This window comes from Pseudomonas sp. NFACC16-2, assembly GCF_900119205.1.
In the GTDB taxonomy this organism is placed as follows: Bacteria; Pseudomonadota; Gammaproteobacteria; order Pseudomonadales; family Pseudomonadaceae; genus Aquipseudomonas; species Aquipseudomonas fluorescens_Q.
The window spans coordinates 19,310-32,854 of the sequence record NZ_FPIX01000020.1 but is presented as its reverse complement, the minus strand read 5'-3'; the positions used below and the strand labels follow the sequence as shown (position 1 = coordinate 32,854).

3 protein-coding genes (1 of these 3 running past the window's edge) are annotated in these 13,545 nt (G+C 62.6%); all 3 read right to left on the bottom strand.

Annotation, left to right across the window (positions count from 1 at the left end; all coding sequences use genetic code 11):
* Nucleotides 1-115: 115 nt before the first annotated feature.
* Nucleotides 116-2,581: a TonB-dependent siderophore receptor gene (locus tag BT116_RS17120; RefSeq protein ID WP_072345811.1), complete on the bottom strand. Its 2,466-nt coding sequence runs from the start codon at nt 2,579-2,581 to the stop codon at nt 116-118.
* A gap of 491 nt (nt 2,582-3,072) precedes the next feature.
* Entirely contained in the window at nt 3,073-6,300 is a 3,228-nt protein-coding gene (locus tag BT116_RS17115; RefSeq protein WP_072345809.1) for a non-ribosomal peptide synthetase, read from the bottom strand.
* Nucleotides 6,297-13,545: the 3' portion of a non-ribosomal peptide synthetase gene (locus tag BT116_RS17110; RefSeq protein ID WP_072345807.1), read on the bottom strand. The gene runs 6,287 nt beyond the window's last position; the window shows 7,249 of its 13,536 coding nt (coding positions 6,288-13,536); its start codon lies off the right edge, out of view; it ends in the stop codon at nt 6,297-6,299. Before BT116_RS17110 ends, BT116_RS17115 begins: the two co-directional genes overlap by 4 nt.

Sequence of the window (13,545 nt, the reverse complement as noted above, 5' to 3'; positions counted from 1 at the left end):
CACAGGTTTTGGTCTGCCGCAGTTTTTGTGCTGCTTCAGGTGTTTGCACACTTCCCCATCAGCCATAAAAAAACCGACCCGCACAAGGCGGGTCGGTTTTTTCTGCGCGCGCAACTCAGAACTGCGGTTTGTACGTCACGCTGAACATCATGTTGCGTGGATCACCGTAGTAGTTATTCGCGCTGAGCTGACTGTAGGACGGAATGAAGTACTTCTTATCGAATATGTTGTTGAAGTTCACTGCCAGGTTCACTTCATCAGTCAGGTCATACCCCACTCGCGAGCTCCAGATGGAAAAACCTGGCTGATCGAATTGGCGATCATAGCTGACCGTACTGCTCTGGGTGTTGACTCCACCCCCGACACTGACTTTGTGCCAGTCACCCGGCAACCGATAGTCAGCCCAGATACGTACCATGTGCTTGGGTGTCCAGGTACTGAACACCTTGCCCTTGTAATCCGCGTCTTCCAGAAACTTTGTGGTGTTATAGGTGTAGCTGCTCGACACCTGTAAGCCCGGTGCTACTTCACCACTAACTTCAGCTTCGAAACCTTGGCTCCTGACCTTGCCCGTCGCTACCGAACAGTACCAACCATCACAAGCGAGACCACCGCTGATGTCGCTGACCGCACGGTTCTCGTGATCGTATCGGAAGATCGCAAACGAGGTATTGAGCTGGCCATCCATTAGCTCGCCCTTGAGGCCCAACTCATAGTTGGTGCCCTCGACCGGCTTGAGGATCGACTGACTCGTATCGCGCACGGTCTGGGGAATGAACACATCCGAGTAGCTGGCGTAGGCCGACCACTGGTCGTTCAGGGCATACACCAGCCCGTAGTATGGCGTGACCTTACCGCTATGCTTGGCCGTGCTGCTTGCGGGATCAGCGTTCTCGACACGAGCAAAATAGGTCTGGGCGTCATAGGCAAAGTCATACCAACTGGATCGCGCACCGACGATCAGTGTCAGCGGTTCCGTCACATTGACGCGCCATGTGCCATAAATGCCTTTCTGCCGTACGTCATAGGTGCTTTCGGTCAGGTTCGCACTGTCGGCAATGCTATCAAAGGTGGGGGACGGCCTATGATGATCGATGTTGTCAATATCCACACCCGGCGTAAAAGCCCGGGCGAAGGCATCATTGGTTTTAAGCTTGGTGTAGTTGGTGCCCAACATCACATTCTGTTTGAACGACAGTGCTTCGAAGTCGCCATTAATGTAGGCATCGAACCCAAGGGTCTTGGTAGAGAAATCGGTTGAGTAATCCGCATAACGCGCACCGGTCCCATCGTCCGCTATCGTACCGGTGATGAACTGATACGTCGCTTCATTGGACTCGTTCATGGCCATAGCCGCGGCTTTGACCTTCCAGTGATCATTGAAGTGGTGCTCCAGATCCAGGAACACCGAAGTTTGATCATTCATCGCTCGGTTCCAACTGGCGCCAGCAAATGAGGAGCGCCCCAAGTTCAAGGCCGTACCGTCGCTGTAGCGCGGAAGACCGATCAAGTAAGGGGTGGAGTGGCTTTTCTTATTGCTGGCACCGATGCCAAGCACCGTATCCGGGCTCAGGTCAAAATCCACGGCGCCATAGACGGTCTGTTCCCAGTTCGACACATAATCCGTGAACGAATTGCCTTTTTCATAATTGACCACGGCCCGACCACGAATGGTGCCTTCGGAGTTCAGCGGACCGCCGACATCCGCCTGGCTTGCATAGCGGTCCCAACTGCCGGCCTTGGCGCTCAACGTAACTGTTGGCACGGCTTGCGGGCGTTTGCGTACCATATTGATCGCGCCCCCAGGACTGTTGGCGCCCTGCAACAGGCCAGCAGCGCCACGAAGGAATTCAACGCGATCATAAACAGCCATGTTTTCGGTGATGTAGCTGCCCAGCGAGTAAACATTACGCGGAACCGGTACACCGTCGTACTGCAGCGTTTCGATATCGAAACCACGGGCATAGATGAACATGCCGGGACCGGGTGATTTAATCGAACTCATCCCAGGGGTGCTTTCAATGGCCTGGGTCAGGTTGGTGATGTTCTGGTCATCCATGCGCTTGCGGGTCAAGACACTGACCGACTGCGGGATATCCTTGAGCTTCTGTTCCCCTTTTCCTATGGTCACCGCCCCTGTGGTGTAAGAGTTGGTGCCCTCGGTGGTCACACCCAATTGCCGGCCGCTGATTGTCGTCGCGCCCAACTCAATCGCCGAACTCGCATTACTGCGCGTGATTATCAGAGTGTTGCCTTCGACGCTGTAGCGCACCCCAGTACCCTTGAGCAATTCAGCGATGGCAGCCTGCGGGCTCATCTTGCCGCTGACACGGGTGCTCTTCAGGTCGGCCATATCAGCAGCGTTGTAGATCACTTGCTGGTTGGTCTGCTGACCGAACGCTTGCAGTGCCTGCGGCAGCGGTTGCGCGGGAATGTTGATGCTGACGTCTTCCGCCATCACCTGAGCGCTGAGGGGCAGTCCGCAGACCAACCCCAGACCGGCCAACACCCGCCGCGAACGCAGGCCGCGGGACATGACGAGTGCCTTGAACAGAGGTTTCAACTCATGAATGGATGACATCGTGCTCTCTATTATTGGTAGAAGTAAAAGTCCATGGGGCCGAAGGGCCCGCCGCTCGCCAGCACACGTAAGCCCGCACGGTCGATTGCCCCAAGGCAATGTCAGTGCGTGGCCGACCGCCCCCTCCCCGGGCACGGTCATCTGGCTGGACGACGGCGAAATCTTTACTGGACAAATCCGGTGCCTGGGCAGCCCTGCCCGACCCGATTTGCCCGCATACCTTAGTAAGACGCAGCACCTGCCAAAAACCGGAATGAGTTTATTTATCATTCGCGTAAAAAGTTAAAAAATCCGCCGCTAGATCGATCGTTCCTCACGCTCCGCGTGGGAATGCCGCCAGGGACGCTCCGCGTTCCGCTTCTACAAGGTGACGCAGAGCGTCACGGGATGCGTTACCACGCAGAGCGTGGGAACGATCAGAATGTGGCGCGGGAGCAAGCTCCCTCGCCACAGGGTTCTGCTTGGTTTTTAAGATCTGACCCGCCCCGGAATCAGCCCAGCGGCGCCGCCCTGGCGGCTTGCAGCTGGCGGGCCTGTTCGGTCAGGAGGGTCTTTTCCTCAGGGCTCATCGCTTCCATGCGCAGGCGCACCTGGGCGATTTTCTCCAGTTGCCCCGGACTGCTTTCCACCGCCCGCAAGGCCAGCGCCAGCGATGCCACGGTCGGATGATCGAAGACCAGCCCCGGGTGGATGTCACACTGCAACGACTTGCGAATACCGGCCACCAACTTGATCACCAGCAGCGAATGACCACCGGCGGCAAAGAAGTCGCGGTCGATGCCCAAGCGCTCAAGCCCCAGCAATTGCGCCATGCGCGCGGCAAGCAATTGCTCCAGTGCATCCCGTGGGGCCGCGTCTTCGTCCGCCATCGTCGCACCCGCCCACTGTTGCAACGCCTTGCGATCGATCTTGCCGTTCGCCAGCCGCGGGAACCGTTCGATCAGTTGCAACTGCTGCGGCACCATCACACTGGGCAGGCGAGCGCTCAGCTCAGCACGGACGGCGTCCAGCAGACCCGCCGACCTGCCCTGCTGCGCCACGACAAAGGCCAACAGTCCCTGCTCGGCCGACGGTGCCGGCAGCACCAATGCTTCGGCCACTTGCGGCACACGCAGCAGCTCGGCCTCGATCTCCGCCAACTCAATACGGAACCCACGCACCTTGACCTGCTGATCACGCCGACCGTGCAACTGGATCGCCCCGTCCGCGCGATAACGCGCCAGGTCGCCGCTGCGATAAAGGCGCTGGGCCGGATCGAACGGGCTCTGGATGAACGTCTGCTCATCGGCCTCGGCATTCAGATAGCCCCGACACAACTGCGCGCCGCCCAGGTACACCTCACCCAGCACGCCCACCGGCGCCAAGCGCAGATCGGTGTCCAGCACGTAAACCTGGTTGTTGCCCAGCACCTGAGTCAGCGCCGAACAATCGCCGACCGCGCCGTGCAGCGACAACGGATGGATCATCACCCCCACCGTGGCTTCGGTCGGGCCGTAGTGGTTGAACACCCGGCAATCGCCGCGCAACCGGGCGATGCGCTCGATCAACGGCGGCGGAATCGGCTCGCCACCCAGTACCAGCGTACGCGGCAGGGTCGCCTGATCACTGTCGAGCAGTGCCGCAAGGTGCGACGGTACGATTTTCAGGCAGTCGATCCGGTGCTGCTGCAGGTACCCGGCAAACAACGCGCCGTCCTGCATCTGCTCATCGCTGGCCACATGCAGGGTCGCGCCATTGAACAACGCGCCAAACAACGTCGTGTTGCCCAGGTCCGCCGCCACAGTGGACGTGAAACCGACGTCCTTGCATTGCTCAAGTCCCAGGGCCTGGCTGGCCTGGGCGGTGTAGTTGAGCAATTGCCGATGCTCGATCACCACGCCCTTGGGCACCCCGGTGGAGCCGGATGTAAACAACACATAGGCCATGTCGTTGCCCTGAGTGACCAGGTCTGGCAATGCCCCCGCCGACTGACTCAGCTGCGCCACGGTCAGCGCCTTGTAGGGCTGATCCTGCCAGGCCGGCAGATGCGCCGCATCGGTCAGCAACACAGCCGCGCCAGCCTGCTCCAGCATCAGCGCCTGGCGCGCCTGGGGCCATTGCACATCAAGGGGCAGATACGCCGCCCCCATGCGCCAGCTCGCCAGCATTGCAATCACCAGCTCCGCCGAGCGCGGCAACGCCAGCGCGACAATCGAACCCTTGCCCAGGCCTTGTTGCTTGAAGCCCTGGGCCAGGCTGTCGACCCGGGTTTGCAACTGGCCATAGCTCCATGACTGATGGGCGTCGGTCAGGGCGATGGCATCCGGCCTGTCAATCGCCCAATCGGCAATGCGCCGGGGCAGATAACGGCCATCCGCCAAGACCTGCATCGGCGGGTTGATCGCTCGCAAGCGCTGTTCTTCGGCGCGACTCAGCAGGCTGAGCTGCGCCAGTGGGGTGTGCCCGGCCGCAAGGATCGACGCCAACAGCACGCCGTACTGCTCCAGCACGGCATTGGCCGAGGCTGGCGAATACAGCGCGCTGGCGTAGTACAGATCAACCCCGGCAAGCTGCTCGGCACCGTTCAATTGCACCTGCAACAAGCACTCGAACCCATCGGCCCGCACAGGCACCGACACTGGCGCCCAGTGCAGACCACTGCTGTCCTGGGCACGACTCGCCTGAGCCACCGTAAAACCGTAGGCCGGGCGCGCCGCGTCAGGGCTCAGTTCCGGCGTCCAGTATTCCTGCCAGGTGCGGTGTTCTTCGAGACGAGCCGCCAGCGCCACCAGCCACTCATTGAACGACTGGGTGGCGGGCAACGAAACGCACAGCGGCAAGGTTTTCTCGAACACGCCCACGGCACTGGCGAAGTATTCGTAGTCGCTGCGGCTGTCATGGCGCACACCGACCAGCGCCTGCTCACGCCCACTCAAACGGCCCAGCAACACCCACCAGGCGCCTTGCAGCAGCGTGGCAAGCGGCTGCCCGAGCTGCGTGGCCAGACGTTGCAAAGCCTCACGCTGGGCAGGCTCCAGTGTCAGGGCCACGCAGGCGTCGGCGGCGCGGGTCTCGCGGCTGGCGCTGCGGCCGGCCAACCATGGCGTGGCGATGTCCGTCTGCTGGCCTTGCAGGTGTTGCTGCCAGTAGCTGCGTGCGCTGGCGGCATCCTCATCCAGCACCACTTCACTGCGCCACTCCAGGTACTGGGCAAACTCGCCCGGTGCTTCGTCTTCCGATGCCAGAACCCCGGCGTACGCCTGCTGTACTTGCTCAAGCAGCAGATTCAGCGACTGCCCATCGGCACTGTAGCGGGCGATGCCCAGCCGCAGTTGCCATTGCTGGGGCCCCAGGCGATACAGCACAGCCTGGACGCTTGCCGATTCGCCGGGCACAAACGCGCGGCCCATCGCTTCGTTGATCTGTGCCTGGACTTCCTCGGCCCGTTGCTCACCGGCCTGCACCGTCAGTGGGAAGCGCCCGGCACCAGCGGCGGCCTGACGCAAACCGTGGAACCCGGCGACTTTGCCCAGTTGCGCCAGCAGCATCGGCTGCTGCGCCAGTAGCGTATCGAACGCCACCTGCAAGCGCTGCGGATCGAGATCGCCGTCAATGACCACGTTCAACCAGCGCAAGGCGTCGCCACAGGTTGCCGTGGTCGACAGTTGCTCAAGCACGGTTTGTTGCTCGGGCGTCAGGGCGAAACCCGAATCGTGCGCGTCCATCGTGACCTCGTTCATGCTCCGCTTTCCTCGGTGTTGAGTGCGCCCTGGGTGGTTTGCCCGGCGGCAGGCCGGTGCTCAAGACTGCTGTGGTCGTACATATCGCCCATGGCCACCACGATCTTGCGGGGCCCCTCGAACGGATCGCGAGCGTGGGCCACCAACATGTTGTCCAGCAGGATCACGTCGCCTTTGTGCCAGTCGAAGCGTACCGCACAGGCTTCGTACAACTCACCGATACGCGCCATCACCTCATCCTCAATCGGTGTCCCGTCGCCGTAATACACCTGCCGAGGCATGCGTTCGAGGCCGAACATCGACAACAGGTCTTCCCGTACATCCGGCTCCAGCCAGTAGATGTGATGCAACTGCACCTGGTTGAAGAACGACTTCTCGCCGGTGATCGGGTGGGTGATGATCGCCGGGCCCGGCGTGCGGGTTTGCAACTCGTCGTTATCGAGCCAGCGCCACTGGATGCCACCCGCCCGGCAACGGGCCTCCACTTCGCGGCGATCTTCAGTCTTGAAGAAGTGCTGCCACGACACGTCGAGTTTGTCGGTGAAGGTGCGCACGTAGAGCAGGCCTTTGTCTTCGAACTTTTCACGAAGGTCCGCCGGCAGCTTTTCGTACATCAAGCGGCAATCCACCACCGGGGTCGCGCCGCCCACGGGCGCGGCTTGCTCGCAATAGAACATCTGCTTGCGCGGCCAGCGGTCCTGATGGGAGCTCTCGTTGTGGAACAGGATCATCTTGCGCTCGGGGTACGGCGTGGAGCGGTAGGTGTTCTTGCCCCCCTCCTTCTTGGGCAAGTCGCCGTACTGACCATAAAGGCCCGGCTGGATTGCTTCGGCGAACGCTTCAAAGCCCTGGATGCCATCCAGCTCGAAACCGCGAAACAGGATGCCCGCATGCTCGGCCAACTTCTGTTCGATGAACGGCCGGTTCTGCTGGATCCACTCGATGACATCCAGATGGGGCTCGCCCGGCTCCAGCATCAGCGGGAATCGTTGCGGCGCCGCCACCAGGGATTCGCGCACCCGCGTTGGCCGGGGCCTGGCGACCGGTGTCGCGGAACGCTTGAGAAACTTGCCCAGCTTATCGGCCTTTGGCCCCGGGACGGTGGCAGGCCTGGCGGCTGCCGCCAAGTGGTTGACTGGCATGCGGATAGCTCCCAATTGAATGTCCTGATCAGCGACGATCTGTTCCAACAGGGCTGTCCAGGCCTGAATCAGGTGCTGAATGCGCTCATGTCCGAACAAGGTTGTGGCGAACTGCCAATTACCACGCAGTTGCCCTTCTTCTTCGTCAACGAACAACGCCATGTCGAATTTAGAATGGGTCTCGAGGGCCGGCAGGGCCTCCACGTTCAAGCCGGCCACGGTTCGGCTGCGTACCGGTACGTTGTTCATCACGAACAACACCTGGAGCAACGGATTCATCCCCTTGTGTCGCGGCACGCCCGACGCCTCGACAATCTGGTCGAATGGCAGGTCCTGATGCTCCAGCGCACCGAGCAGGTTGTCCTGGGTGTGGGCCAGGAACGCCGCAAACGTGAGTTCGGCGTCAAAACGCGAACGCAGGGGCAGCACGTTGACGAAGAAACCGATCAGGCGCTCAAGCTCAGGCTGTTCACGACCGGCCACGTCGGCACCCACGACGATGTCTTGCGCCGCGCAGACCCGGTGCAACAACACCTGGAACGACGCCAGCAGCGTGCTGTACAGCGTGACACCGGCCTCGCTCGACGAGCGCCGCAATGCCGCCGTCAACCCGGGGGAAAGATGGAACTGCAACGCATCGCCGTCATAGGACGCTGTCTGCCCCCGCGGGTTTTCCAGTGGCAGGCTCAGGCGACCGTCATAGCCACTGAGCCGGTGTCTCCAGTAGTCGGCCTGACGCGCCAGCACGCCCTGCTCTTCCAGCGCCTGCTGCCACAACGCGAAGTCGTAGTACTGAACGTCCAGGGGCGGCAGCGGCATCGGCTGGCCATTGAGGGACGCTTCGTAGACCTGCACCAGCTCGTTGATCAACAGCCCCATCGACCAACCATCGGAGATGATGTGGTGCATGGCATACAACAACACATGCTCGGTCGGTCCCAGGTGCAGGATCCGCCCGCGCCACAGCGGAGCCTGTTGCAGGTCAATCGGCGTGCGCGCGTTTTCCAGCGTCGCCCGGGCCACCTGTTCTTGCTGGGCACTGGGCGAGAGGCCCGACAAATCGATCACCGGGAAGTCCCCTTCGATCTCATCGGCAATCAGCGCCAGCGGATCGCCTTCGTCGTCCTGGGTGTACGCCGTGCGCAGCACGTCATGGCGGCGGACCACTTCGGCGAAGCTGCTCAACAGGTGTTCCACCGACAACTCGCCAGACAAGCGCAACGCCAGGGGCATGCCATAGGCCGAAGTGCCGCCGGACAATTGTTCGGCGATCCACAGGCGCCGCTGCACCAACGACAACGGAGCCGAACGTCGCGGCCCATGGGCCTTGAGCCGGATTCCACTGGAGTCACCCGCCCAAACCGCTCCATCCGCACTCCCAGCCATCAGGGCCGCCAGCGCCTTGAGCTGCGGATGATTGAACAGGTCCCGCAGGCTCAGCGGATAGTCCGTCAGCTTGCGCAACCGTGAGACGGCCTGGGTGGCCAGCAACGAATGGCCGCCACGTTCGAAGAAATGATCGTTGCGCCCGATCTGCTCTACCTCCAGTACTGCTTGCCAGATGCGGGCAATCCGTTGCTCCAGCTCACCCTCGGGCGGCACGAAGCCTTGCTGCGACTGGTTGGCGTCGAATCGGGGCAGCGCCTTGCGCTCCAGTTTGCCGTTCGGGCTCACCGGCATGCGCTCAAGCCATACCCAATGCTGCGGGACCATGTAGTCCGGCAGGTGCTGGCCCAGGTGGGTCTTCAAGGCTTGCTCGAAGGCAAGGCCGGTACTGGCCTCGGCATTCAACAGCGCCGAGGATTGCGGCACCACATAACCCACCAGCAGCGTGCCGTCCTGGGCGATCACGACGCTGTCGCGGACCTCGGCATGTTCGGCCAGGCGCGCCTCGATCTCGCCCAGTTCAATGCGCAGGCCACGGATTTTCACCTGATGATCCAGGCGCCCGGCGTACTCGATCACCCCGTCGGCCCGGTAGCGCGCCAGGTCGCCGGTCCGGTACAGGCGCGCGCCGTCACCAAACGGGCTGGTGACGAAGCGTTCGGCGGTCAACGCCGGACGACGGTGGTAACCCCGCGCCAGGCCTTCGCCCCCCAGGTACAGCTCGCCGGTGACCCCCACCGGCAACGGCGACAGGTCCGGGTCGAGGATAAACGTGCTCAGGTTGGCGATCGGTTGACCAATCGGCACCGCGTCCCGACCTTCGTCGACGCAGGTCCAATGCGTCACGTCGATGGCCGCCTCGGTGGGGCCGTACAAGTTGTACAGGCCGGCAGCGGGCAGTTTGGCGAACACCTGCAACTGGGCATCCACCGGCAAGGCTTCGCCACTGCAAATGATCCGCTTCAGGCTCTGGCAACGCCCCACCGCCGGGTCTTGCATGAACACCTGCAACATCGACGGGACGAAGTGCAAGGTGGTGATCTGCTGCGCGCTGATCAGTTCGATCATCTGCGTCGGGTCGCGGTGGGCGCCGGGCGGCGCCATGACCAGGGTCGAACCGGTCAACAATGGCCAGAAGAACTCCCAGACCGACACGTCGAAACTGAACGGCGTTTTTTGCAGCACACGGTCGCTCGCCTCCAGCCCATAGGCGTCCTGCATCCAGAACAACCGATTGACCAGCGCCGAGTGACGGTTACCCGCGCCCTTGGGTTTGCCGGTGGAACCCGACGTGTAGATCACGTAGGCAAGGTTTTCAGCATCGACCGCGACCGCTGGATTGCGGTCGCTGCGACCGGCCAGCCAGTCGCCGGGCTGATCCAGCACCAGGCTGCGCAGGCCCGACGGCACCGGCAAGCGTTCCAGCAACTGATGTTGGGTCAGCAGCAAGCCAATGCCGCTGTCGTCGAACATGTAGGCCAGGCGATCCTGGGGATACTCCGGGTCCAGCGGCACGTAGGCGCCGCCCGCCTTGAGGATCGCCAACAGGCCGATCACCATTTCCACCGAGCGCTCCACGGCGATGCCCACCAGCACATCCGGCCCTACCCCGTGCTCGATCAGCACATGGGCCAGGCGGTTGGCCTGGGCATTGAGGTCGGCATAGCTCAGCCGCTGGGAGGCAAAAACCAGGGCACAGGCGTCGGGGGTTTTATCCGCCTGCGCTTCAATCAGTCGATGCACACTGCAGTCGAGGGGGTAATCCATCGCGGTGGCGTTCCAACCCTGCTGGACCTGTTGCTGTTCGGCATCGAGCAATGCCAATTGCCCCACCAAGCGCTCGCCGCCCAGGGTCAGTTGCTCCAGCAGATGGCGCAGGTGCCCGCCGATACGGCTCACGTCGGCCGGCATGAAGCTGTCGTGGCTGTAACTCAAGAGCAACGACAGCGTTTCCCCCAGGTTCACCGCCAGGGTCAGCGGGTAGTTGGTTTGCTCGTGATTGACCACCTCGCCGAAGCGCAACGTGGCCGGTGCCCCCTCTTGCAGCGCCTGGGCAACCGGGTAGTTCTCGAACACCAACAGCGTGTCGAACAGCGCCGCACCGCCCTGCCCGGCCCAGCGCTGGATATCGAACAGCGGCGTGTGTTCGTGTTCGCGCAGGCTCAGGTTGCGCCCCTGGACCTCCTGCAACCATTGGCCGACGCTCTGCTCGGCCCGCGGCTGGCCGATGACCGGCAAGGTGTTGATGAACAGGCCGATCTGCTGCTCCACGCCGGGAATCTGTGCCGGACGCCCGGCCACGGTGGCGCCGAAGGCAACGGCGGCATGTCCGGTACAGCGTTGCAGCAACAACTGCCAGGCCGCTTGCACCAGCGTGTTGACCGTGACTTTCTGCTCACGGGCAAAGCGCTGCAGCCGCGCCGTGACTTGGGCATCGAGCAACTGCTCGTGTTCGCCGTGGCCATGGCGGGCATCGGTGCGGTTGTCCCGGGCAAAAGCCCCCGCCAGCAGCGTCGGCTCGTCCAGTTCGGCCAGTTGCGCCTGCCAGAATTGCTCGTTGGCCCGTGGGTCTTGAGCCGACAGCCACTCGATGTAGTCGCGGTAGCGGCCGGATGGCCGGGCCAGGACCTGGCCGCTGTAGCGTTGCAGCACTTCGCCGAGCAACTGCGAGTTGCTCCAGCCATCCATCAGGATGTGATGGCTGGTGTAGATCAAGTGATAGCGGTCCTCTGCCACGCGCGCCACCACCAGCCGCAGCAACGGCGCCGCATCCAGTGCAAAGCCCTGGCGCTGTGCCGATGCAAGGGTTTCAAGGTCTTGGGCCAGGTCCGGCCTGGCGCGCCAGTCATGGGACACAAACGCAACCTCCAAGCGTTTGTGCACCACCTGCAAGGCGCGCTTGAATTCGCCCTCCCAGACAAAACTGCTGCGCAGCACGTCATGGGCGTCCATGGCCGCCTGCCAGGCCTGGCGGAAGCGCTCGACGTCCAAGCCTTCGACATCCACCCGCAACTGATTGATGTAGTTGCCGGCCTGTTGCTCAAGCAACGTGTGGAACAGCATGCCCTGCTGCATCGGCGACAACGGATAGATGTCCTCGACCTGTCGCGGCGCCAGCGCCAAGGCGTCCAGTTGCGCCTGGGTCAACCCGGCCAGGGGGAAGTCCGACGGCGTGAAGCCCTGGTGCTGCGCCTGGCAGCAGTGCTCGATCAGCGCTTGCAACTCTTGACCGTAGTCCACCGCCAGCGCCTGGATCGTCGAGGCGTCGAACATCTGCGCGCTGAATGTCCAGTCGATGCTCAGCTCGCCGGCGTAGACACTGCCGTTGAGCGTCAACCAGTTGTCCAGCGGCGCCAGGGGACTCTGTGGCTCGCCTGCCGCTTCACTGGCCGGGCTGAACAGCCCGTCGGCCTCCTCGGCAAAACCGCTGTCGAACTGGCCCAGGTAGTTGAAGGTGATCCGCGGCTTCGGCAGCGCCTGGAGGGTGCGCCGCGTCTGCTCGTCGCCCAAGTAGCGCAACACACCGAATCCGAGGCCTTTGTCGGGTATCGCCCGCAACTGCTCCTTGATGGCCTTGATCGACTCTCCTGCGGTCGCTGCCGGTGTCAAACGCACCGGGAACAGGCTGGTGAACCAGCCGACGCTGCGGCTCAGGTCGACGTCATCGAACAGCGCCTCACGGCCATGGCCTTCCAGTTGAATCAAGGTTGAGGCCTCTGCGGTCCATCGACCGATGACCCGGGCCAGGGCCGTCAACAGCAGATCGTTGACCTGGGTTCGATAGGCCGCTGGCGCTTGCTGCAGGAGCCGGCGGGTCTGCTCTTTGTCCAGCCGCGTCTGGACCTGCGCCCCATGGCACCTGCGCAATTCGCCGTGAGGCCGGTCGCAAGGCAGATCGTGACGAGCGCCCGCCAGTTGCGCTTGCCAATACGTCATCTGCGCCTGCAACGCCGCGCTGTCGGCGTGCAGCTTCAAGCGTTGCGCCCAGGCCTGCGTGGCGCTGGTCTTGGCCGGCAGCTTGAGGGGCTGGCCGACTTGCAACTGCTGGTAAGCCTGTTGCAGGTCCTCCAGCAGAATGCGCCAGGACACCCCGTCCACCACCAGGTGATGAATCACCAGCAACAGCCGCTGACTGCCATCGGCAAGGTTTGCCAATACCCCCCGCAGCAGCAGGCCACTTTCCAGTTCCAGGCTGCGCTGGGCTTGTTCGGCCAAGCGTTCGAGTGCCGGGGCGTCGGCCACTTCGGCGGTCCACAACAGCGGTGAACGTTGCCAAGCCGCCTGCTGCTCGGCGAGGGTTTGATGGTGCCCGGTCCAGCTGCCATTTTCGCGCTTGAAGGCCAGGCGCAAGGCATCGTGGTGGGTCACCAAGGCCTGGAGCGCCTGCTCCAGGTGCCCGCCGTGGATCGGCCGCAAGCCCTTGAGCAGCACCGACTGGTTCCAGTGATGAGGCTCGGCCATGTCCTGTTCGAAAAACAATTGCTGGAACGGCAGCAACACCGCGCTCCCCGTCACCGGACTCTGGTCGATGCCGGGGCGGCTGTCATCCAGGGTGGCCACGCTGGCGAGGCCTTGGATGGTCTGGTGGACGAACAAATCCTTGGGGCTGAAATGGATCCCGGCCTGACGGGCCCGGCTGACCACCTGGATGGAGATGATCGAATCGCCCCCCAGTTCGAAGAAGTTGTCGCTGACACCCACTTGCGCTTGCCCGAGC